Genomic DNA, 23,311 nt, shown 5'->3' with positions numbered 1-23,311 from the left:
TACGAAAAGGGCCCGCACGCCGTCCCGCGAAGGACGACACGCGGGCCCAAGAGACTTAGTTCTGCGGCTTGTACCAGGAGTCGAGACCCTTCTGCAGCTCGCTGGTGGCGGTATCGGGCGTCAGCTTGTCGCTGGTCATCATAACCTGCAGCACGCGCCAGATCTCATCGTCGAGCGGCGGGTTGCCGGCACTCAGGCGATCGAGAGCAAGACGCGGCGTAAGCTCGGCTCCCTTCTTCAGGTCGGCAAATTTTTGCGCCAACTCATTCTTGTAGGTGACCGGCTTCGAGCCCATGGCGAAGAAGCCGGGAGCTTCGTTGACATAGAGCTCCTGGAATTCGGGGCTGGCAAGCCAGGTCAGGAATACCTTGGCGGCATCCTTGTGCTTGCCGGCGGCATTGATGCCGATCGCCATGTCGGGCATTTCCTGCAGATAGCGCTTGCCATCGGCTGTCGCTGTCGGCGGGCCGAAGACGCCGACATTGAGGCCGGTTGCCGTCACCTGATTGATGTTCCATGACCCGTCGGGCAGGATAGCCGCGCGGCCGATCGTGAACAACTGCGTCATGTCGGCGTATTGAAGGCTGGCCTGACCGTCCGGCATGAACGGCCGCCAGGCGGCGAAGGCCTTGAAGGCGGCGACAAAATCCGGATCCGTCAGCTTCTTCGTGCCGTTGATCAGACCCTGGCGGCCCTCCTCGCCTTTCCAATAGGAAGGACCGATATTGTAAAGGCCGTTATAGGCCAGCTGCCAGGATTCGGCCGAGCCGTAGGCAAGCGGCGTGTACTTGCCATTGTCCTTGATCTTCTGAAGAACTGCGATGAATTCGTCCGCCGTCTTCGGCGGCTCGAGGCCCAGTTCCTTGAAGATATCGACATTGTAGTAGAAGCCGGCAAGCACGGCTGCAATCGGCAGGCAGAAGGGCTCGCCCTTGCCGTCGGCCCAGGCGGCCTTCGACGTATCGCTGAAATCCTTGATCGGAGCGAAGTCCTTGAGCGGCTCGAAATAGCCGCGACGGATCCATTCCCGGTTGACGTCGAAGGGGCGGCAGGTCATCAGATCCGGACCGGCGCCAGCGTCGATCTGCGACTGGATGGCCGCATTGTATTCATTGGTATTGATCGGGGCGAATTCGACCTTGATCTCCGGATGTTCCTTTTCGAACGCCGGCAGCAGCTTGTCCTGCCAGACGGCGATGTCTTCCGTACGCCAGCTTCCCAGCTTGATCGTCACCGCATCAGCGGCAAGCGCACTGCCCGCCATGAGCGCAACGGCCAGCGACGTCACCACGCCCTGGATACACGCATGCTTCGAACGCATCTGAAATTCTCCCCTCTTTTTAAGCTTGGATTGCGCGACCTTGTCCGGTCCGCAACGAACGGATGGAAGATACATCTCAATACAATATGTGACAAGATGTTTTTTCTCTTTCAATTTTTGTCATACGTGGTATTCAATCATCTCATATGGTATTTCATGAACCGCGGATGCTGGGGGGATGATTTGATGATTGGTGTTGGCCTGCTGGGGTCCGGCTTCATCGGCGATTGTTATGCGGATTCATTGCTCGACGTGCGCAACGGCGAACTGGTCGCCTGCTATTCGCGCAACAGCGAACGCGCGGATGAATTTGCGAGGAAATGGGGGCCTGGCGTTACGGCTTACCAGGACATGGATGCCCTGTGTGCCGACCCTGCCGTGCAGCTTGTCGTCATCGCCCTGCCGAATGAAATTCATCTTGAAGCCGTCAGAACCGTTGCGCGTCACGGCAAGGGCGTCGTCTGCACCAAGCCTCTTGCGCGCACCGAAAAGGAAGCCGCGGAAATGCTGAAGGTCGTGCTCGATGCCGGCGTCTGGCACGGCTATGCCGAAAGCTCGGTCTTCTCGCCCAATATCGCCAAGGCCTATCAGATGGTGCAGGCCGGCGGCATTGGCGACCTCCTGACCATGCGGGCCCGCGAGGCGCATTCCGGGCCGCATGCCCCGCATTTCTGGGATGCGGAAACGGCCGGCGGCGGCGCATTGCTCGACATGGGCTGCCATACGGTCGAATCGGCCCGGCATTTCTTCGGCAAGGACAATCCCGTCGTCGAAGTGATGGCCTGGGGGGCTACCCTTGCTCACGCCGACAAGACGACCGGAGAAGATACCGCGATCGCGCTTTTGAAATTCGCCGGCGGCCAGCTCGCCACCATCGAATCCTCCTGGATCGAGAAGGGCGGCATGCAACTGCGCCATGAACTGGTCGGCTCGGCCGGCCGCATCGTGACCGACAGCTCCGTCGGGCCCGTATGGGGTTTCATCGAGAAGCCGGTCGGCTATCTTGTGGAAAAGGCGAATGCCGATACCGGTTGGGTCTATCCGGTGCCGGAAGAGACGCGCGCCTACGGGTTTTCGCAGCAGATGCGCCATTTTGTCGATTGCTTTGCCGCCGGAACTCGGCCACTGGAAACCTTCGAGGACGGCGTGGTGGTAAACCGTATCCTGGATGCCTGCTACCGTTCGATGCGGACCAAGGTATGGGAAAAGGTGACGATAAGCTGATGGTCAAGATGGACGGCGCGGTCGCCCCGCTTCAATCGGATTCTCCCGAGCCGCTGTGGCTGCAGGCTGCCAAAGCCATTTCCCGCGAAATCTCGGCAGGAAAGCTGGCGCCCGGCAGCCGCCTGCCGCCGGAACGCGACCTGATCGACCGTTTGGCGATCAGTCGCGTGACGCTGCGGCGCGCATTGCAGAGCCTGGTCAGCAGCGGCGTTCTGGTGTCCTCCCATGGTCGGGGCTGGTATGTGGCGATGGAGGCGCATCAGGAGTTTCCGCAAACGCTGGAGTCCTTCAGCGAAACCGCGGCCCGTCTCGGCCTGAAGGCATCCTCGGATGTTCTGAGAGCCGAAGAAGCATCGGCAACGCTCGACCAGGCGGAAGAACTTTCGATCGCACCCGGTTCGAAACTCTTTCACCTGGTGCGCATCCGCAAGCTCGACGGCGTGCCCGTTGCCATAGACAGCTCCTATTTTCCTGCCCTGAGCGAGCTGAAGCTGTCCACGGCCGATTTCACCACGGCCTCGCTCTTTCGGATCATGAGCGATGCCGGGATCGAGCTCAGCCGGGCGGAATCGACCATCGAGGCGCAGGGAGCCGATACGACAACTGCAAAACACCTGGGAATAGAGGCCGGGATGCCGATCCTCACCATGTATCAACTCATCGAGGATATTGCGGGCAGACCCCTGATATCGTCGACCATACGATATGCCGGTGATCGGTATCGCCTGAGGACCTCCTTCAGCCGCCTTTCCAAAGCGGGCGTCTGAGGCCCGGACAAGCAAGAACAAACCGCGGCAGGCAAGCCCTGCCCCTACGACAATCGACGATGGATTGCCGCTGGCGCTCGCGTGCCCGCGCGAGCCCCCGTTTATCCGCAAGCAAGGAGAAACCAGTTGCCCAAAGGATATATCCCTCTCGCAGACGCCCGTGCAACGCAGGCCGATGCCCTTTCCCATGCTGTGGCGGCGCTCGCAGAGGACATTCGCGTCCTGCAAGGCCGCAACTTCCTTCAAGGGCCAGGCCCGATCTTCCTCGGCATAGGCGCGAGCTTCGCTGCCAGTGCTTCAGCCGTCTGGACCCTGAGGAGCCGCGGCATTCACAGCTGGCGCCTCAATGCCGGCGAGCACCCGCTCCCCTTTCCGGTGACACCGCATCCGCTTGTCGGCGTGTCGCAGAGCGGAAAAAGCTCGGAGACCCTGGCAGCCCTGCAAACCGTCGACCAGCGCTTGCGTCTTTCGGTCGTCAACGCCCATAACTCGCCGATCGAGACAATATCTGCCGCCCATCTGTCGCTTGGCAATATTCCGGACAGCTATGCGTCGACCATCGGCTATACAGCCACGGTCGCAGCGCTCGGCATGCTGGCTGAGGCCTGGGACGCTGGCGAAATCGACAGCACATGGCTTCAATTGTCCGACGCCTTCCGCGTGGTGGAAAAAACGCTCGCAAGCAGGATCGGCGCGCTGATCGCCCCGCTTCAGGATGCGCATTACGTCGATTGCGTCGGATCTGCGGCGTCCGCCGGTTCCGCCGAGGTCGGCGCGCTATTGCTGCGCGAGATCGCCCGTATCCCGTCAACCGGCATGGCCACCCGCCAATATCTGCATGGCGCGATGGAATCCGCTGGCCGTGGGGTGCACATCATCTTCGGCGAGGAACGCGAGGTGCAGCTTGCCCAGAAACTCGCCCGCGCAGGTCACGACGTCATTCTCGCAAGCCCGCTCGACATTTGCGAGGAAAACCATCTCGCCCATGTCGCGGTCCCTTCCCTCTCGCCGGCGCAGCGGCCTATTGTCGAGGCACTGGTCATGCAGACCTTAGCAGTCGAAACGGCAATCGCGCGCGGGCTCGACCCCGATGCCTTCGTCTTCGAAAACAACGATACCAAAGTCGCCTGACGGGAATGAAGCTATGATGGACTGCCTGCTTGCTCTGGATATCGGCGGCACGAAGACGCATCTCGTCATCGAAGACAGACGGGGACGGCGCCTGCTGGACACGATCCTGCACAGCCGCGAATGGGATGCCGAGCCCGCCGATCTCGCTGCGCAATGGATCGTGGAGCGCATCAGGCCGCATATCCCTGACGGCGCGCGCGTTGCCGCCATGGCCTTCGGCGCCCAAGGCATCAACCGGCCGGAAACGGCGCATGAGCTACAGACGGCGCTTGCCGCCCACGACCTCAGCCCAATCATCGTCAACGATGCGGCACTGATCGCATTGGCCGGCGGCTTTCCCGACGGGATCGGCATCATTGCCGGAACCGGCGCAATCGGGGTCGGAACCGATTCCGCCGGCGCCCATCTGGCAACCGGCGGCTGGGGTTCCGTCATCGGCGACGAAGGCGGCGCGGCGGCCCTCGTGCGCGAGGCGACGCGCGCAGCATTGCGTGCCCTCGACGAAGGCAAGCCGGACGACGGGCTGCTCAAGGCCCTGATCCGCGATTTCGGCGTGGCCGATGCCGAACGGCTGACACGCAAGGTCAACGACGAGCCCACCGCGGACAACTGGGCACCCCATTGCCCGGCGGTTTTCGCTGCCGCTGCCGCAGGATCGGCACTCGCAGCGCAAGTGATCGATGAAGGCGCACAGTATCTGGCCGCACTGGTCGATCAGTTGTTGACGCGCGGCGCAGTCGCAACCGACATCGTGGTCGCCGGCAGCGTCATCGTCAACCAGCCGCCGCTTCTCGATGCCTTCAGGCGCCACGTATCAGCACGGCATCCGAATCTGCGGATCCATAAACTGACCATCCCGCCCGTTGAGGGCGCAGTCTTCCTCGCTCGCCGCGCACTGGAAACCATCTCGTAGAAGCGTCTGGCGGCGATGCATGCGGGATTGACCGCGGTTTCAGCCAGCTCGCTTTTGAAACGCCGACGGCATGACCGTTGCTGCAGAAATGGCGGTGGGCGCGGACAGCTTTGCGCTCCCCCATGCCGACGCTCACGATCCTTGAGAATTGCTTGACCGGCAGGAGCCGCGCCCGCGAGGCTCTCCCGCCTGTCAAGCGCGGCTGGCGCAATTCCAGCAAAAGCGGATAGCGGGTTTCCGTCTGGAGTTGCGTGAAAACAAAAGGATGGAGCGTTTGCGCAATTCAAAGAGAAGCGGAACGCACATCTAGCGCTTGGCACCTCGCCCCTTTTTCGCAGCCCCGACGCCGGAATTCTGGCGCGCCTTTGGGATTTCCGTTCACGCGCACCGAGTTCCCTTGATCGCTTTCAGGGCAGCTGCGCCATCCGAATCCCCGATAGTATTATCTTGCGCGGCACGCATCATTATGCTCTCATACCATGTATTTTTCTAGTTTATGGGGATTAATATTGGCGCAATCGGTGAAAATTGGAAAAGTGAGTGAAGACGACATAGAGGAATTTGCAAAACTTGGAACAACGTATGCTATTCTCCAGCTCAAGGTCTCGGCGATACTGAGTAATTACCTCAGCGAACTAACGATACATGACGAAAAACAGATATACGAGATCACAATGGCACAGAATGAGCTTCATTCGCGCCGGATGGCACTTATCCGATATCAGGCCGACTGACCGCGTATCGGCACCTTCATGAGGGAAATGCAATGAATTCAAAAGCCAAATGCCCGAACTGCAACCAACATGTCCAACAGTTGCATTATGAGCCCATTGATGCGGCAACCCCGTATGGAACGCAGGGCATCATCAAGGCTGTCACTCTGCAATGCCCCCACTGCTCCACAATTCTCGGGGCGGCGCTAAATCCGGTCGTTCGATCTCCGTCTGTTTTGGAACGCCTACACAATTAGAACGAAACCCGACCAGCAATTATGCCGATCGGGCTGCAACGCCCCGAACAATATCAGGGTTTGAAATCGCACCCTTCGGCGTGCAAAGCCATCGTCGAGCCGTATCAGCCAAGCGTTGAATCAGGAAAGGTCGTTGCCCCGAAGCCAGCCTTCGACTAACTGGCGGCCGCTCTTTCAACATAACGCAAGAGTCTGATGACCGTGGATCGGCTGACGCCGACCTCCCTCGCTATATCGTCGATCGATCTTCCGTCGGCCTTCATCCGCAGCATGACTTCGGATTTGTGCCTCGTCGCGTCGACGGACGGATGGTGTATGGAAATCAACCCCAGGGAAACCAGAGGCTCCCCGCCCGGCGTATCGAAAAGCTCCCCATGGACAGGCACGGTGACATCCTCCTCTTGATCGTTGTCCGGAGATCAGAATGCCGCAGGCCTCAGCTTGGGTAAATTCGCATATTAGCGGTACAGAAGCTAATCCAACTGAGCGAGCGGCCGACCGTAAGGAGCATGAAGCAACGCGACGGGTAACTTCGCGGGCGGCGCCGATCATGCTTGACGCCTTATCTGTTGAATGATTGTCTATTGCTAGCAATAGACAATCATTCAACCATACGGAAATCTCCATGTCCGCCGTTTCCCCCGTCATCCTGCTCAACCCCATCGACGACGTCGCGGTCGCCCGGGCGATGATCCGCGCCGGCAATGCGACCGGCATCGACGGTTTGATCGCCGCCGACCAGATCCCGCGCGGACACAAGGTCGCAGTGCGCGACATTCAGGCCGGCCAGGAGATCCGAAAGTTCGGCCAGCCGATCGGCGTTGCGACGCAATTCATTCCGGCGGGCGGGCATGTCCATCTGCAGAATCTGGCGGTCATCGAATCCGACCATCCCTATCAGTTCAGCGTCGAGATCGAAGAAGCAGGCATGTTGCTGCCCGAGGACTGTCGGACCTTCATGGGCTTCGACCGCGGCGCTGGCGGCGTTGGCACGCGCAATTTCATCGGCATCATCACCACGGTCAATTGCTCGGCGACGGTGTCGAAATACATCGCCGAACATTTCAATCGCACCGGCGGCCTCGAGGGCTTCGACAATGTCGATGGCGTGGTGGCCCTCACCCATGGCGGCGGCTGCGCCATCAACACGCAATCGGAAGGCTATCGCTATCTGGCCCGTACTCTTCAGGGCTATGCCCGCCATCCGAATTTCGGCGGCATCCTGATGATCGGTCTTGGCTGTGAAACCAATCAGATCGCGCCTATTCTCGAGCACTACAAGCTGGAGGAGGGAAACCGGCTGCGCACCATGACCATTCAGGACCTTGGCGGCACACGCAAGACGATCGCCGCGGCATCCGAAATGATCAAAGACATGCTGCCGGACGTGAATTCCGCCAAGCGTACGGTCCAGCCGCTCTCGGGGATCAAGCTGGCTTTGGAATGTGGCGGCTCCGATGGCTATTCCGGCATTTCGGCCAATCCGGCGCTCGGCTATGCCTCCGATCTCCTCGTGCGCAATGGAGGCACCTCGGTTCTGGCGGAGACCCCGGAGATCTACGGCGCGGAACATCTGCTGACACGCCGCGCGGTCACTCCGGCGGTTGCCGAGAAGCTTCTCTCCAGGATCGACTGGTGGCGCGATTATACCCGCCGCAATGGCGCGGAACTCAACAACAATCCATCCTACGGCAACAAGCTCGGCGGATTGACGACCATCCTCGAAAAATCGCTGGGTGCGGTCGCCAAGGGCGGGTCCATGCCGCTGAAGGCCGTCTACGAATATTCGGAAATCGTCGACGAACCCGGCTTCGTTTTCATGGATACGCCCGGCTACGATCCTGTCGCCGTTACCGGTCAGGTCGCCGGCGGCTGCAACGTGATTTGCTTCACGACGGGGCGCGGTTCCGTCTCGGGCTTCAAGCCGGCACCCTGCGTCAAGATTGCCACCAACACCGAGATGTATAACCATATGCGCGAGGATATGGACATCAATTGCGGCGATATCGTCAGCGGCGATGATACGATCGAAGCGGCCGGCGAGCGAATCTTCGAGGAAATCATTGCGGTTGCCTCCGGCAAGAAAACATTGAGCGAGACCTTCGACTACGGCGACAACGAATTCGTTCCATGGCAGGTCGGTGCTATAACCTAACCTCTTCTTTCGTCAGACGATGAAGCTGTATTCGTCCGGCTGATAGCGTTCGCGGATGTAAGACGCACGCGCCTGAACATTGGGCTGCGAATTGCGGATGTGATCACGCATGGCTTTGCGCAATCCTTCCTCGTCGCGCTTCTGCACCATCTTGAATACGGCAATATGCTCGGCGAGAAACGGCTCGTATTCCGGCATCTTGATACGACTGCCGACAACGTGCTTGCTGAGTGTCAGAATGCACTGCGTTCGCTTGAGAATGCTCAGGAATTCCTTGTTCGGGCAGGCCTGGAGACTGCGCAGATGCAGGTCGAGTTCCAGCTCGTACATGGTCGAGGCCGAGACATCGGGATAATCCGCGGCCGCCTGCGACAAGCGCGCGAGCATTGCGCCGAGGTGCTCCTCCGACAGGCCACCCAGGGCGCTTGAAAGCGCTACAGGTTCGATCTGCTCGCGCACCTCGTAGAGGTCACGGATGCGCTGGCTGTCGAGCGGCACGATCGACCAGCGGAAATTGTCATCCTTTTCCGCAATGCCGAGCGTCTCAAGCCGCAGAAGCACGTCGCGCGCCACTCCTCGCCCGACACCGAAATGGCGTGCCAGCTCGTTTTCATTGATGCGATAGCGGCCGAAGAAGGAGCGATGAACGACAATGCGCTCGACATCTTCGTAGAGCGCCTGCCAGGCGAACATCGGCCTGCTGCCCTCTTCACCCAGTCGCTTTTCAAGGTAATCGCCGAGCTTGGCTCTTTTCGGCGGTGTTCCCGTTGCGCCGACAACAAAACCGCGACCGTCGAACCGGGCAATCAGCCCGTCCTCAAGGAGCAATTGCAACGCCTGGCGCACGGGTGCCCGGCTGCAGCCGACCAGATCAGCAAGAGCGGCCTCGGTCAGCACAAGCCCTTCCGGCAAGGCTCGCCCGCGGATTTCAGCCTGCAGCCGATCATAAAGCTCTTCATAGAGGCTGGTCTTGCGCGGACCATTGCTCTCCAATCGTGATACGCTCATGTCATCCCGTATTTTGCCGCGGAGACGAATGTCTTCGCCGATAGCATCGCATGGCTGTGGTCAGGACAACAAGAGGCGTACGAAGGTCAGACGGCAATCCCAACGGTGCAATCCGTGAAAGCCTCCCCCGTCTCCTGCCACTTCCGCAGCAATGCGAACAGCTCATCGCGGTCGTTTTCATCAAGGCGCGGCAGCCCCGGAACACGAACAGGCCCCACATTCAGACCGGAATAGGTAACCGCCTCCTTGACCACGGTGACGTTTGCGCCATTGCGGAACTTGGTGCGCATGCGCTCGAACGGTTCGAGCTTGTTGACGATGGCGCGGGCAGAGGCAAAGTCTCCCTTTGCCAGAGCCGCGTGAACGGCAAGCGACAGCCTTGGCGCCACGTTGACAAGACCGGAGGTGAAGCCCCGCGCACCGGCCGCCGTAAACGTCGGAGCCCAGCTTTCCGCAAGGCCACAGACGAACAATGCACCATGCGGATCGGACGCCGCGATCGCTCGCGAAAGCAGCATGAGATCCGTTGTGGCAAACTTGATACCCGCGATATTGCCATGGCCGGCCAGGCGAACCATGTCATCGACGCTGAAGCCGTCGGCGCGGACATAGGCAACAAGCGGCAAGGGCGAGGCCTCGGCCAGATCGCGGAAATAATCGATCTGCGATGCGGGTGCTGCGAAGGGATCCACCGGCTGATGTGACATGACCGCAGAGGCGCCGATCGAGGCGGCATCATTCGCCATGCGGATCGCCTCGCGCAACGACCGGCCGATTGCCGCCGTCACCGGCGCTTTACCATCGACACCAATGATCGCAGCTTCATGGACGCGACGGATTTCGTCGGGCGTGAGCGCATAGAACTCGCCGGTGTTGCCCGCCGCAACGATGTTGTGAATGCCGGCTGCGGCCACGCGATGGTAGACCTGAGCGGTCACCCGCGGCTCCACCTCGCCGTTTTCATCATAGGCCGTGACCGGAACGCCGGAGACGCCCGTCAGGGCCTGCCGCATGGTTTCAATGTTCATCAACTCCACTCCTATCATTCCTACGGGATGCGAACTGGATGGCTTCCGGAAGCCGATCGCCTCACCCGCCCATCCAATGTCTTAGACGCCCTCGAACATCCGGGCGCGTGCATTCAATATGTGTCGCTTCATGGCGTCATGCGCTTCAGACTCCCGTCGCGCAAAGATCGCCTCCACGATGATCGCGTGTTCATCCTGAACATTGCGAATCTGCTCGGCTGTCCGCTTGAGGCTGAGGCTGCGGGTCACGGAATGACCGATAGCGAAGTGCGGCCGGAATAGTTCGCGAGCCGTGATATGAAACTGATTGCCGGTGGCGATCGCAATCGCATCGTGCAATTCCTGGTCCTCTTCGGCGCCAAGACGGCCCTCGCGAAGACATTGTTCAATCCTCTGCAGCGCCGTCATGATCCGCTCCTTGTCGGCCGGCAGCCAGTTGCGCGCCGCAAGCTCCGCGGCTTCGGCCTCAAGCCCGGCGCGAAATTCGAAGAAGCGCTGGACATCGGCAAGCGACCCCACCGGCACCATCTTCAGGACCGAGGAATCCGGCCTTTGCCGGACATAGGAACCCGACCCCTTGCGTGAGACGATCAGGCCGTCGGCGGGCAGCCGTTCGTTCACCGGAAACGTTCCATCTGCAATCATGGCGACGATCCGCTCATAGATGATGTCACCAAGGCGTATCGTGCCCACGGCAGAATTGTTGGTGGCTGGGAGGTTCATCATCATCCTTTTGGATGTCGACCGGCGACGGGCAAACTCATTTCCAATATGGCATAGCCTCGAGAGGCTGTAAATATCTGTAAATATCTGTAAATATCTGTTATTATGTGAACAGTAACTAGAGAAGGCTGTTAATCTGCATTCGATGCGGCGAGGAATTCGAACTCGCCGTGTATCGCAAGCCGTCGCCGTATCGCAGTTGCGGTCGTCACTCTCAAAGCCGGGCGGCGAGTTGGCCGCCCTTTTCGTTCAAATGAGCTATCTTGCGACGGCAATCGCAATCATTTCAGATGGGCAGCATCGGCGTTCGCCAGACCGCCCCGTTGCGGCGCGCGGGGCACCATGCGCCCGATCACGAGAACCAGGAGCGCGGCGACGAGCAGGCAGGCGGCAAGGAAGAACATCGGTGCGATCGTGCTTCCGGTCGAGTCCTTGATCCAGGGAACGACGTTCTGGGCAATGAAGCCGCCGAGATTGCCGACAGAGTTGATCGCGGCAAGGCCTGCAGCAGCGCCTGCCCCCTGAAGAAAGCGCGAAGGCAGGCTCCAGAACACCGGCTGACCCGCAAAGATACCGGCAGCAGCAATGCACAGGAAGGTAAATTGGAGCGTGTGATCGGGAATGACAGCCGACAGGACCAGGCTGACCGCGCCGACCAGTGCGGGGATAACGATGTAGGGCGTCTTGGACTCTGCCTTGTCCGCCGCTGCAGGCACGGCATAGAGGGCAATGGCCACCAGTAGCCACGGTATGATGTTCAGAAAGCCGTTCGTCGTATTGCTGACACCGAAATTCTTCACGATCGTCGGCAGCCAGTAGCTGAGCCCGTAAGCGGCCAGCGGAAAGCCGATATAGCAGAGCGCCATCAGCAAGACGCGCGGATTGATCAGCGCCCTGAAACCGTCGGCGGCATTCTTCTCCATGTCCGAGTTTTCCGCCGCAAGTCGATCTTTCAGCCAGTTCTTCTCCGTATCATTGAGGAACGTCGCTTTCGCCGGCAGATCGGGCAGATAAAGCAGCGTAATAAAACCGGCAATGATGGCCGGGATGCCGGTCACGAGGAAGACCCATTGCCAGCCGGCAAGACCATAGAGCCCGTTGAGATCCAGCAGCACGCCGCCGAGGGGCGCGCCGATCGCGTTGGCAAAGGCGCTGAAGATCATGAAGAGGCCGACCATCGTGGCGCGATAGGCGGACGGATACCACAGGGTCAGCAGATAGAGCACGCCGGGAAAGAAGCCTGCCTCGCAGGCACCGAGCAGGAAGCGGAGGATATAGAACATGGTCGCATTCTGCGTATAGGCCAGTGCGACCGTGACCATGCCCCATGATATCAGAATACGGGCGAACCATTTGCTGGCTCCGAACCTGTCCAGAAGCAGGTTGCTCGGCACTTCGAAGATGAAATAGCCGACAAAGAACAGCGAGGCGCCGAGACCATAGGCATATTCGCTCATGCCGAGATCGCCGACCATTTCCAGCTTTGCAAAACTGACATTCTGGCGATCGATGTAAGCGATGAGATAAAGGATCCCCAGGAAGGGCATGAGCCGCCAGGTAATCTTGGAGATAAGCTGCTTTTCATCAACCACGTCTCTTCCTCCCAGAAAGATGATGTCGATTGATATAGATAGCGCAACTCAGCGTTTATCAATGTGCCGGTCGACAAGGCCCGACGCCGCCAACGAATTCTCAGGTGAAGGCAAAAGCGCCGACCGTCTCACCATCGAAACGATATCCCGGCGATGTACGCCTCAGGCGACCCGTTCGAATTGCGTACGGATATGCTCGATATAGTGTTGGCCGGGCGAAGGGGCCTTCACCATGGCAAGCGCAGCTTTCCGTGGAACGCCGGTAAACTGGCGCTCTTCGCCATTCCGGAAGCGGATATACAACTGTCCGTCCTCCGGACGAAAGAAGACGGATTTGATGATTTTCGACGAAACCTGAAACTCTTGCATGGGTCACCTCACCTTCACCCGGTTTTTCGCATAGAAAACCAAAAGATGGGTGAAGTGACCTAGTTAAAGAAAGGTAGAGTTGTATCGTCGGATTTTATCGATAGCTGCTCAATACCTTACCGATCGTTCAGCGCCGCCCCCGCAATCGATATCGGTGAGAATACACCACGCTATAAAACTGTCATTGCGCATATGATCGAGCGCATTGCAGATTAAATGCCGTGCATCGAGATAACCCGAGGAGCTTCCGTGTTCGACCTGATCATTCGCAATGCCAATTTGCCCGATGGCCGCAAAGGCATCGATATCGCGGTCAAGGATGGCAAGATCGCAGCAATCGAGGCCTCGATCCCAGTGGAAACAAAGGAAGAGATCGACGCAACCAATAGATTGGTAAGTCCCCCCTTCGTCGATCCGCATTTCCATATGGATGCCACGCTTTCCCTCGGCCTGCCGCGCATGAATGTTTCCGGCACGCTGCTGGAAGGCATCGCGCTTTGGGGAGAGCTGCGCCCGATCGTGACGAAGGAGGAACTCGTCGAGCGCGCGCTGCGTTACTGCGATCTTGCCGTGACGCAAGGGCTGCTGTTCATCCGCAGCCATGTCGACACCTCCGACCCCAGGCTGGTGACGGCAGAAGCGCTTCTGGAGGTGAAGGAAAGGGTCAAGCCCTATATCGACCTGCAACTCGTCGCCTTCCCGCAAGACGGCTATTACCGCGCCAGGGACGGCGTCGCTTCCCTTACACGCGCCCTCGACATGGGCGTCGACATCGTCGGCGGCATCCCGCATTTCGAACGCACTATGGATGAAGGCAGAGCTTCGGTCGAAGCGCTTTGCAGGATCGCGGCTGATCGCGGTCTTCCCGTCGACATGCATTGCGACGAGACCGACGATCCGCTGTCACGCCATATCGAGACGCTGGCGGCCGAAACCATCCGCTTCGGGCTGCAGGGTCGCGTTGCCGGCTCGCACCTGACCTCCATGCATTCGATGGACAACTATTATGTTTCCAAGCTCATCCCCCTGATGGCGGAAGCCCGGATCAACGTCATTCCCAACCCGCTGATCAACATCATGCTGCAAGGCCGGCACGATACCTATCCCAAGCGGCGCGGCATGACACGCGTGCGCGAGCTGATGGATGCCGGGCTCAACGTCTCCTTCGGCCATGATTGCGTGATGGATCCCTGGTACTCGATGGGCTCGGGTGATATGCTCGAAGTCGGCCACATGGCCATCCACGTCGCGCAGATGGCGGGCGTCGAAGACAAGAAAAAGATCTTCGACGCGCTCACGATCAACTCCGCCCGGACACTGGGCCTTGAGGGCTATGGCCTGGAGAAAGGCTGCAATGCCGATTTCGTGGTGCTGCAGGCCGTCGACACGCTGGAGGCGCTTCGTCTCAAGCCCAACCGTCTCGCCATCGTCAAACGCGGCAAGGTAATCGCCCGCTCCGCGCCACGCATCGGGGAACTCTTCCTGGATGGCAGACCGTCGCAGATCGACGGCGGGCTCGACTACGTGCCTATTCAAAGCTGACGCGCCGACGACCTGACAATCGGAACCGCTCTCCGGTAGCTTAACCGCGCTCTCGCTGCATCGCAGATGCCAAATATGCGTCCTCGGTAAAACTCAGTGCGAAAGCAGGCAGATCTGCTGTTCGTCGCAGCAAGCATTTCCCTCGTTGCGCCCTTTTCCTGTCGGTTAATCACGTATACGCGAGTGAAATAAACTCAACTTTACAACTAACATGTTAGCATGATACACGCTGATCTCATAAGATCGGGAGGATCGCATGAAAGAGAGTTTTGGCCTGTCGGCCGCACTGGCAACGCCTTTTGATGCCGATGGTGAGATTGCGATCCCGGGCGTGATCGAACAGGCGAAACATTGCCTTTCCAGCGGCTGCAAAAGCATCACACTCTTCGGCACAACGGGCGAAGGCGCCTCGATCGGAATGCAGGAACGCCGGCAGGTTTTCGCCGCCGTGTTGAACGCAGACATTACCCCCGCGCAGATCGTCATGGGCGTGCTCGTCGATGCCGCCGAAGACGCTGCAGCGCAGGCCGGACATGCGCTCGCCCAAGGCGCTCGCAACATCCTTCTTGCTCCGCCGTCCTACTTCAAGAACGTCAGCGACGATGGGCTCTTCAAATGGTTTGCCGCTGTTTTCACCATGCTGGGCACGCATGCTCGCGACGTGATCCTCTACAATATTCCCTCGGTCACCATGGTGCCGCTTAGCATCTCCCTGATCGGCCGCCTGCGCACGGCGTTTCCGGAGGTGGTCGTCGGGGTCAAGGATTCCTCAGGCGACTGGCCTTATACGGAGGAGTTGCTGAAGACGCATGGCGATCTCATCATCCTGATCGGCGACGAGCGACATCTGGCGCGTGGAGCGCGCCTCGGTGGCCAAGGCGCCATCTCCGGCATGGCCAACCTCCTTCCCCGCGAAGTCCAGGCAATGGCGGAGAAAGGCGTCGACAATGCCGATGTCGAGCGTTTCGTCGAGCAGTTGGTGACCTATCCCGTCATCCCCTCGATCAAGGCCATGCTCGCCAACCTGACCGAGAACGACAGCTGGCTTGCAGTGCGCCCGCCTCTCGTGCCAATGAACAGGCAAGATTCTGATACGCTCTTTGCTGCTTTCAGCGCGTCGTTCCGCGCCAAGGCGGCCTGAACGAATAGCGCGGAGCTGCCGATGGACGGACTTGGCGAACAGCCGACGTTGCGAGAAAAGGCCTATGAAAGCTTTACGCGCCATCTGCTGGCGCGCGACGTTCGGCCAGGGCAATTCATCTCGCAACGTCGGCTGGTCGAACTGACGGGACTGACGCTCGGCGCAATCCGGGAACTGATCCCGCGCCTGGAAGCCGAAGGGCTGATCAAGACGGTTCCGCAGCGTGGACTGCAGATCGCCCATATCGATCTCGACCTCATCCGCGAGGCTTTCCAGCTTCGTCTCTTCCTGGAGAAGGAAGCCGTCGCGCTGTTTACCTATTCGGCATCTGACGAGACGATTGCCAAACTTCTGAAAGATCATCGCGATATCGCCGACGCCATCCGCGCCGGCGACGGTTCGCAGGAACTGGAGCTTCACGCGCAATCGGTGGATTGGGGCATGCACGATGCCTTCATCGACGCGCTCGGCAATACCATCATCTCGAATGCCTACCGGGTCAATTCGATCAAGATGCGGCTGATCAGCCAGGACAGGTTTCGCATCAACGGCCATGTCGGGCCCGTGATGGAAGAGCATTTGAAAGTGCTGGAGGCCATCCAGCGGCGATCCGCCGATGAGGCCGTTGCCGCTCTCGTATCCCACATCAATGGAGCAAGGGACCGCGCACTGAAGATTTGAACAGCGTTGAATAACAAGGCCGCGAATGAGGAGATTTTCGGCCAAAGGAGGAGGAACAGCATGTCATCGTCATTTTTCAACCCGACACGTCGTGGCTTCATGGCCGGTACGGCGGCACTCGGAGCGGCAAGCCTTCTGGGCGTCCGCACGGCGTCGGCGGCCGTCGACTGGAAGCGCTTTTCCGGAACGACGCTCGAGGTCAACCTGATCAAGAGCCCGCGCAGCGAAACGATCCTCAAATATCTGAGCGAGTTCGAAGCCTTGACGGGCATCAAGGTCAACGCCGAGGCAACGCCCGAGCAGCAGCAGCGTCAGAAGACGACGATCGAGCTCAGTTCCGGCAAGCCGAGCTTCGACGTCGTGCATCTGAGCTATCACGTTCAGAAGCGCCAGTTCGAAAAGGGCGGCTGGCTCGCCGATATCAGCGGCTTCCTGAAGGACCCGTCGCTGACAGACTCGTCGCTGACGGAGAGCGACTTCGCCGAGGCCGGTCTGAAGTTCGCCAAGGATGGCGATGGCGTCATGCGTTCCCTGCCCTTCTCCGTCGATTATTGGATCATCTACTGGAACAAGGCCCTCTTCGAAAAGAAGGGCCTGGCCTATCCCCAAACGTTCGAGGAGTTGGCCAACGCTGCCGAAGCGCTGACCGACAAATCAACCAACACTTACGGTTTCGTCGCCCGCGGCCTGAAGAACGCCAACACACCGGTCTGGACGACCTTCATGCTTGGCCATGGCGCAACGCCGCTTTCGTCCGATGGCAAGCTGCAGACGGAATCGCAGGGCGCCGTGGACGCTGCAAAGCTCTATCAGCGCCTGATGACGAAATCGGCACCTCCCGGCGTTTCGGGCTTCAATTGGGCGGAAGCGCAATCGGCCTTCCTGCAGGGCAAGATCGGCATGTGGCTCGATGGCGTCGGCTTCGCACCGCCGATCGAAAATCCGGAAAAATCCCGTGTCGTCGGACAGGTCGGCTACGGCATCATGCCCAAAGGGCCGAATGCGCAAGCAGCTGCGACCACCGGTGACGGCATCGGCGTCACCGCCGCCAGCCAGAATAAGGAAGCCGCCTACCTCTTCTGCCAATGGGCAATCTCGCACGACATGGGCGCGCGCTTGCTGCAGGCCGGCGCCGGAGTTCCCTTCCGCCAGTCCATTCTGGAGGATCAGAAGGTGCGCGAAGGCGTCAAGATGCCGGGCGCCTGGCTGGATGCTGTCGCCGGCTCGGCCAAGGTCTCCCAGCTCGCGCTGCCCGTTATCATCCCGGTCACGGAGTTCCGCGACATCTATGGCGTCGCCTTGACGAACATGATCGGCGGCGCCGATCCGGCTGCCGAGCTGAAAACGGCAACTGCCCAGTTCGAGCCGGTACTGGCGCGAAGCGAGGGATAATGGCTTCTGTGAGCGTCGAAGAGACCGCAGTGACGGCGAAAACAAGGAGCAAGCCACAAAGGCTTGCTCCCAACTACTGGCCTTTCGTCGTTCCGGCATTGATCGTAATTGCTGCCGTCATCGTCTTTCCCTGGGTGTTTACCCTATGGATGAGCGTGAACCAATGGACGCTCGGCCAGTCTCAGAGCTTCGTCGGTTGGGACAACTACGTCCGCCTAGCGACCGATGCGCGTTTCTGGGAATCGCTCTGGCACACGGTCCTCTATACCGTGCTGTCCGTGGTGGGCCCGTTGATCTTCGGGACGCTGGCCGCACTGATCTTCGATGCAAACTTTCCGCTGCGTGGCTTCCTGCGCGGCGTCTTCGTCATGCCGATGATGGCAACGCCGGTCGCCGTGGCGCTCGTCTGGACGATGATGTTCCATCCACAGCTCGGCGTGCTCAACTACCTCTTGTCGCTCGTCGGGATCGGACCGCAAGAATGGATCTACAACCAGTCCAGCGTCATACCTTCGCTCGTTCTGGTCGAGGTCTGGCAATGGACACCGTTGGTCATGCTGATCGTGCTCGGTGGCCTCGCCTCCGTGCCGCGCGAGCCCTATGAGAGCGCCGAAATCGATGGCGCCAATGCCTGGCAGAAGTTCCGCTACCTGACCCTGCCGATGATCGCCCCCTTCCTAATGATCGCCGTCATCATTCGCGGCATCGACGCGATCAAGAGCTTCGATATCATCTATGCAATGACGCAGGGCGGTCCGGGAACGGCGTCCGAAACCATCAACATCTATCTCTACAACACCGCGTTTTCCTATTACGACATCGGCTATGGCTCGGCCATGGCGGTGGTGTTCTTCATTCTCATCGTCGCGCTTTCCTTCATCCTGCTGATGATGCGGCAGCGTACGCGATGGACCGACCCGGAGGGCCAATGACATGAAGCGCTCGACGCTCAACCGCATCGGCCTTTTGTTCGTGGCCCTGGTCATCGTCTCGCCGGTCGTCCTCTTCTTCCTCTGGATGATTTCCCTGTCGCTGAAATACGAGATCGACAACGGCGCCTATCCGCCGATCTTCATTCCGGATCGCATCGCCTGGACGAACTACGTCAATGTTTTCCAGGAAAACAATTTCTTCCTCTACTTCTGGAACTCCATTCTCGTAACGGGAGCGGCTACCCTGCTGGCGCTCATCATCGGCGTGCCGGCCGGCTACGGTATCGCGCGGCTCAAGGCCGAGAAATCGGCGATCGTCATCATGATCGCCCGCATGACGCCGGGCCTGTCCTTCCTCATCCCGCTGTTTCTGCTGTTCCAGTGGCTCAATCTGCTCGGAACGCTCTGGCCTCAGATCATCATCCATCTCGTCGTGACCGTCCCGATCGTCGTCTGGATCATGATCGGCTATTTCGAGACGACGCCGATGGAACTGGAAGAGGCCGCCAGTATCGACGGCGCGACGCCATGGCAGGTCTTCCGTCTGGTCGCCCTGCCGATGGCGCGGCCCGGCATCGTCGTTGCCTTCATCCTCTCGGTCATCTTCTCCTGGAACAACTTCGTCTTCGGCATCGTGCTTGCCAGCCGCGAGACCCGGACTCTGCCCGTCGCCGTCTACAACATGCTCTCTTTCGAGCAGGTGAGCTGGGGGCCGCTTGCGGCCGCGGCCCTGATCGTCACCCTGCCGGTCCTCGTGCTGACGATGTTCGCACAACGCCAGATCATCGCGGGCCTGACCGCCGGCGCCGTCAAGGGCGGTTGACGATGGCGCCCTTCCCTTTTTGACAGGAATACATTCATGGCACCCGTCAACATACAGAATATTCAGAAGCGCTATGGTCAGGTGAAGGTCATTCACGATATCAGCGTCGATATCGCAGACGGCGAGTTCGTGGTTCTCGTCGGCCCTTCCGGCTGTGGCAAGTCCACCTGTTGCGCATGATCGCCGGGCTGGAAGAAGTCAGCGATGGCGAGATCCGCATTGGCCGGCGCGAAGTCAGCAACCTGCCGGCACGCGACCGCGATATTGCCATGGTTTTCCAGAACTACGCGCTCTATCCGCACATGACCGTAGCGGAGAACATGGGCTTTGCGCTGAAGCTGAAAAAGGCAAATCCATCGGACATCGTCGCCAAGGTGCAGAAGGCGGCTGCAATCCTCGGCCTGGGGAGCCTGGTCGACCGCCTGCCGCGCCAGCTTTCCGGTGGCCAGCGCCAGCGTGTCGCCATGGGCCGTGCGCTTGTCCGCGACCCGCAGGTCTTCCTGTTCGACGAGCCTCTGTCCAATCTCGACGCAAAACTACGCGTGCAGATGCGCGGCGAGATCAAGTCCCTGCATCAGCGCGTCGGCACGACGACCATCTACGTGACACATGACCAGGTCGAGGCAATGACCATGGCAGACAAGATCGTCGTGCTGCACGGCGGTCTCATCGAGCAGGTCGGCGCACCACTCGACCTCTACGACCGCCCTGCCAACCTGTTCGTGGCCGGTTTCGTCGGTTCTCCTTCGATGAACTTCATCGAAGGCAGGATTGAGGAAGGCGTCTTCCGCAGCGACAAAGGTCTCATGCTGCCCTTGCCGGAAGGCTTTCCGATCGCGCGGCATGGCGGCCGCCCGCTCGTCTACGGCATCCGGCCCGAACATATTCGGGCGACAGCCGGCGGCCTGCCAGCCCGCGTCGGCATGGTCGAAGGCACAGGCGCGGAAATCTACGCAAGCCTCGATTGCGGCGGCGAGGAAATTTCCTGCTTGTTCCGCGAGCGGTTGAATATCCGCTTTGGCGACAAGATCGAAGTCGCCATCGATCCGTCATGCGTCCACCTTTTCGACAAGGCGAGTGGAAAGCGGCTTTGAGTTCATCGTCCACCTTCGATCCGCCGCCCGGCCCGCCCAAGCACGTACTGTGTGTCGGCGCCGCCGTCATGGACACGATCTTTCGCGTCCGCACGCTTCCCCAAGGCCAGGGAAAGGTTCTGCCCTATGATATGCTGCAGATCGCCGAAGGCATGGCCTCCAGTGCGGCTTACGCCATTGTTCGACTCGGCGGCAACGCGAGCTTATGGGGCGCCGTCGGAGACGACGAAACGGGCGAGCGGATCGTTCGCGAGTTGGGCGAAACCGGTATCAATGTAGACGGCATTCTGCGCGTGGAAGGCGCCCGCTCCGCCGTCTCGACGATCCTGGTGGACGACGACGGCGAAAGGCTGATCGTTCCTTTCTACGACCCGAAGCTTCACCATACTGTGAAAGAATTTACGGCAAACGATATCGCCGCTTTCGACGCCGTGCTCGTCGACGTCCGCTGGCCGGCGCTGGCACTGCACGTTCTTCGAACAGCGAAAGCATTGGGCAAGCCTGCCATCCTCGACGGCGACGTGGCCCCGGATGGCATTGTCGAGTTGCTGGCACCGGAAGCCACCCATATCGTCTTCTCCGAACCGGCCGCGCAACGCCTGACGGGTATCGATCGGCCTTCAGAAATGGTCCGCGATCTTAAGCAAAAGTTCGCCCAAGCCTTCGTCTGCGTGACCGCTGGTGCGGCCGGCAGCTACTGGTTTGATGAGCAAAACAACCAGATTACGCATTGTCCAACCTTGGCCATCAAGGCCGCCGATACCTTGGCCGCTGGAGACATTTTCCACGGCGGCTTCGCTCTCGCCATTGCCGAAGGAATGATGCCGCACCATGCTATCCGCTTCTCCTCCATTGCCGCTGCGATTAAATGCGAGGTGTTTGGAGGTCGATCGGGCGCTCCAATACGCCATGAAGTAATCCACCACGAGGCAGTCATAAAAAACGTGAGCGCTACGAACGCCCCACCTTTCCTTTTGTGATTCCCGTCCCGTCGCGAGAGGGCTCTTTCGGTGACAGGAGCTAGCCGCGGTAATTGGAGATGAGCTGATGCCATGCTTAGAGTCACGGACGAAGGCGGGCATGAAGCGAAGCATGATGGGAAGTGCCGTCGCCCCGGGGATGATCAGCGGTCGGCACCAGTGGCGGAATTGGACTGACACGGAGACGTCACAGATTCCTGCGGAGAGCGCGGAGCCCGACGTGGATATCTCGCCGTGGCTAAGCGTTGGGCGTCGACCGCGATTTGCTAAACTTGTGGCGCTTGGACGATTGGCAAAGGCCCGCCCGCCGTCAGCACTGTTCCTGCCGGTAACGGTGACTGGAAGCGGCGTGCGGAACGAAGCTCGCTGTCGAATGCCGGGGAGGTTCTTGCTGGTTGAATTGAGGCCGAGATTAGGGACCGCGCATAACGGTCATAGGCCCAGTGGCGCCTGAATTGGCAACGGTGATGGCGTTGCGAGATGATCTAAAGCGTAAGCGCCGTTCCGCTCCCACATTGTCCTCGCCGCCATGATCTGTGATCGACTTTTCCGTGAACGAGCAACGGGAGATTCTCGGCGACGCTGGACAACGGAACGCAAACTGCAGATCATCGAGGAAAGCTATGCCTCCGGGGGGAGACCGTTTCCTCTGCGGCGCGGCGACATGGAGTTGCGCCAAACCTCTTGTATCGCTGGCGTAAGCTCCTGAGCGAGGGAGGTGCGGTGGCCGTGGATTCTGGCGAGCCAGTTATCGGCAGTTCCGAGGTGAAGAAGCTGGAAGATCGCGTGCGCGAGCTTGGGCGCAAGACGTCGGAGAACGAGATTCTCCGCGAAGCCCTTTCCAAAGCCCAGTCAAAAAAACCGATATCGATGACGCCGATCTTGCGAGATCAGCCCGAACCCGCCCCGAAAGCGCTACGGCACCACTGTGACAAAGTGCTTGCTGGCTGATACCTCAGCCAACACCACGCAAGTTCAACGGTGAGCGCGACGACCACCCCACCTTCCATTGATGTGCAAACTCAGGGCAGAACCATCTGGGTTTGATGGTGATCGGTGGGCGGGAGGCTTTGGGATGGCGCTGCTAATATCATACAATGCATCATGCCATGCATGATGACAGCGAGTATCAGCGCCTGGAGCTCATCACCGGGCGCCGCAAGCGACGGAATTGGTCAGACGAGGAGAAGATTGAGATCCTTGCAGCCAGCAACGAGACCGGCGCCAACATTTCTGAGGTTGCCAGACGGTTCGGTGTCAGCCGTGGCCTTATGGGGATTTGGCGGAAGAATGCCGGATTGACGGTTGCTGGATCGCTGCCACGATCGACAGGCAATGCCTTCGTCCCGATCGTGGTCGAGCAAGGCAGCACCTTGCCGGGCAGCGAAGCTCGAGGATCCGGTGGGCGTATCGAGATCACTGTCGATGGTGCGTGCGCCATCATCGACGGATCGGTCCCGCCATCTCTGGCAAGCGCGGTCATCTTCGCTCTGCGAGGCAGGCGTTGATCGCCTTTTCATCCATA

Annotated in this window: 20 protein-coding genes and 2 pseudogenes; 15 read left to right on the top strand and 7 right to left on the bottom strand. The window is 59.7% G+C overall.

What is annotated here, in order from left to right:
* Nucleotides 1-55: 55 nt before the first annotated feature.
* Nucleotides 56-1,321: an ABC transporter substrate-binding protein gene (locus tag GR212_RS20625; RefSeq protein WP_163988841.1), complete on the bottom strand. Its 1,266-nt coding sequence runs from the start codon at nt 1,319-1,321 to the stop codon at nt 56-58.
* A gap of 186 nt (nt 1,322-1,507) precedes the next feature.
* Between GR212_RS20625 and GR212_RS20620 the strand changes: the two genes are divergently transcribed.
* The 4 genes from GR212_RS20620 to GR212_RS20605 all read left to right on the top strand — a co-directional run bounded on the left by GR212_RS20620 (nt 1,508) and on the right by GR212_RS20605 (nt 5,356).
* Nucleotides 1,508-2,545: a Gfo/Idh/MocA family protein gene (locus GR212_RS20620; protein ID WP_163988839.1), complete on the top strand. Its 1,038-nt coding sequence runs from the start codon at nt 1,508-1,510 to the stop codon at nt 2,543-2,545.
* Nucleotides 2,545-3,312 carry a GntR family transcriptional regulator gene (locus GR212_RS20615; protein ID WP_163988837.1) on the top strand — a complete coding sequence of 256 codons (768 nt, stop codon included), beginning with the start codon at nt 2,545-2,547 and terminating at the stop codon, nt 3,310-3,312. The genes GR212_RS20620 and GR212_RS20615 overlap by 1 nt, the downstream gene beginning before the upstream one ends.
* 126 nt (nt 3,313-3,438) lie before the next feature.
* On the top strand, nt 3,439-4,443 hold the full coding sequence (locus tag GR212_RS20610; RefSeq protein ID WP_163988835.1) for an SIS domain-containing protein: 1,005 nt from the start codon (nt 3,439-3,441) through the stop codon (nt 4,441-4,443).
* Nucleotides 4,444-4,456: 13 nt separating this feature from the next.
* Nucleotides 4,457-5,356, top strand: a complete 900-nt coding sequence (locus GR212_RS20605; RefSeq protein WP_163988833.1) for an N-acetylglucosamine kinase — start codon at nt 4,457-4,459, stop codon at nt 5,354-5,356.
* 1,125 nt (nt 5,357-6,481) lie between these two features.
* Here GR212_RS20605 and GR212_RS37755 read toward each other — a convergent pair.
* Complete coding sequence (locus GR212_RS37755; RefSeq protein WP_163988831.1) at nt 6,482-6,712, bottom strand: helix-turn-helix domain-containing protein; 231 nt, start codon at nt 6,710-6,712, stop codon at nt 6,482-6,484.
* Between the two features lie 239 nt (nt 6,713-6,951).
* Between GR212_RS37755 and GR212_RS20595 the strand changes: the two genes are divergently transcribed.
* Nucleotides 6,952-8,481, top strand: coding sequence for a UxaA family hydrolase (locus GR212_RS20595; protein WP_163988829.1), 1,530 nt, complete (start codon nt 6,952-6,954; stop codon nt 8,479-8,481).
* Nucleotides 8,482-8,493: 12 nt separating this feature from the next.
* Here the strand turns inward: GR212_RS20595 and GR212_RS20590 are convergent, their stop codons facing one another.
* From GR212_RS20590 to GR212_RS20570, 5 genes are all read right to left on the bottom strand, one after another.
* The gene (locus GR212_RS20590) at nt 8,494-9,489 is read right to left on the bottom strand and encodes a GntR family transcriptional regulator (RefSeq protein WP_163988828.1); all 996 of its coding nucleotides are present in this window, start codon (nt 9,487-9,489) and stop codon (nt 8,494-8,496) included.
* Between the two features lie 86 nt (nt 9,490-9,575).
* Nucleotides 9,576-10,517 carry a dihydrodipicolinate synthase family protein gene (locus tag GR212_RS20585; protein WP_163988826.1) on the bottom strand — a complete coding sequence of 314 codons (942 nt, stop codon included), beginning with the start codon at nt 10,515-10,517 and terminating at the stop codon, nt 9,576-9,578.
* An 81-nt stretch (nt 10,518-10,598) separates the two neighbouring features.
* Nucleotides 10,599-11,240 carry a FadR/GntR family transcriptional regulator gene (locus GR212_RS20580; RefSeq protein WP_432444387.1) on the bottom strand — a complete coding sequence of 214 codons (642 nt, stop codon included), beginning with the start codon at nt 11,238-11,240 and terminating at the stop codon, nt 10,599-10,601.
* A 281-nt stretch (nt 11,241-11,521) separates the two neighbouring features.
* Entirely contained in the window at nt 11,522-12,832 is a 1,311-nt protein-coding gene (locus tag GR212_RS20575) for an MFS transporter (RefSeq protein ID WP_163988822.1), read from the bottom strand.
* A 162-nt stretch (nt 12,833-12,994) separates the two neighbouring features.
* Nucleotides 12,995-13,201 carry a KTSC domain-containing protein gene (locus GR212_RS20570; RefSeq protein WP_163988820.1) on the bottom strand — a complete coding sequence of 69 codons (207 nt, stop codon included), beginning with the start codon at nt 13,199-13,201 and terminating at the stop codon, nt 12,995-12,997.
* A gap of 249 nt (nt 13,202-13,450) precedes the next feature.
* Here GR212_RS20570 and GR212_RS20565 point away from each other — a divergent pair, with 249 nt between their 5' ends.
* From GR212_RS20565 to GR212_RS20520, 10 genes and pseudogenes are all read left to right on the top strand, one after another.
* Nucleotides 13,451-14,743: a cytosine deaminase gene (locus tag GR212_RS20565; protein WP_163988818.1), complete on the top strand. Its 1,293-nt coding sequence runs from the start codon at nt 13,451-13,453 to the stop codon at nt 14,741-14,743.
* A 256-nt stretch (nt 14,744-14,999) separates the two neighbouring features.
* Nucleotides 15,000-15,884: a dihydrodipicolinate synthase family protein gene (locus tag GR212_RS20560; RefSeq protein ID WP_163988817.1), complete on the top strand. Its 885-nt coding sequence runs from the start codon at nt 15,000-15,002 to the stop codon at nt 15,882-15,884.
* Between the two features lie 21 nt (nt 15,885-15,905).
* The gene (locus GR212_RS20555; protein WP_163988815.1) at nt 15,906-16,565 is read left to right on the top strand and encodes a GntR family transcriptional regulator; all 660 of its coding nucleotides are present in this window, start codon (nt 15,906-15,908) and stop codon (nt 16,563-16,565) included.
* A gap of 60 nt (nt 16,566-16,625) precedes the next feature.
* Nucleotides 16,626-17,957, top strand: coding sequence for an ABC transporter substrate-binding protein (locus GR212_RS20550; RefSeq protein WP_163988813.1), 1,332 nt, complete (start codon nt 16,626-16,628; stop codon nt 17,955-17,957).
* The gene (locus tag GR212_RS20545; protein ID WP_163988811.1) at nt 17,957-18,889 is read left to right on the top strand and encodes a carbohydrate ABC transporter permease; all 933 of its coding nucleotides are present in this window, start codon (nt 17,957-17,959) and stop codon (nt 18,887-18,889) included. Before GR212_RS20550 ends, GR212_RS20545 begins: the two co-directional genes overlap by 1 nt.
* Before the next feature lies 1 nt (nt 18,890).
* The gene (locus GR212_RS20540; protein WP_163988809.1) at nt 18,891-19,712 is read left to right on the top strand and encodes a carbohydrate ABC transporter permease; all 822 of its coding nucleotides are present in this window, start codon (nt 18,891-18,893) and stop codon (nt 19,710-19,712) included.
* A gap of 36 nt (nt 19,713-19,748) precedes the next feature.
* Nucleotides 19,749-20,806: pseudogene (locus GR212_RS20535) on the top strand (ABC transporter ATP-binding protein).
* Nucleotides 20,803-21,786, top strand: coding sequence for a sugar kinase (locus GR212_RS20530; protein ID WP_163988807.1), 984 nt, complete (start codon nt 20,803-20,805; stop codon nt 21,784-21,786). Before GR212_RS20535 ends, GR212_RS20530 begins: the two are co-directional and overlap by 4 nt.
* Before the next feature lie 529 nt (nt 21,787-22,315).
* Nucleotides 22,316-22,647 (top strand): annotated as a pseudogene (locus tag GR212_RS20525) (transposase); the annotation flags it as partial.
* 248 nt (nt 22,648-22,895) lie between these two features.
* On the top strand, nt 22,896-23,294 hold the full coding sequence (locus GR212_RS20520) for a transposase (protein WP_246725832.1): 399 nt from the start codon (nt 22,896-22,898) through the stop codon (nt 23,292-23,294).
* Nucleotides 23,295-23,311: the final 17 nt, after the last annotated feature.

It is taken from the genome of Martinezella lusitana, from assembly GCF_010668395.1.
GTDB classification, from domain to species: domain Bacteria; phylum Pseudomonadota; class Alphaproteobacteria; order Rhizobiales; family Rhizobiaceae; genus Rhizobium; species Rhizobium lusitanum_A.
Note: the sequence above shows the minus strand (reverse complement) of the source record. Positions and strands in the feature narration are given on the sequence as shown.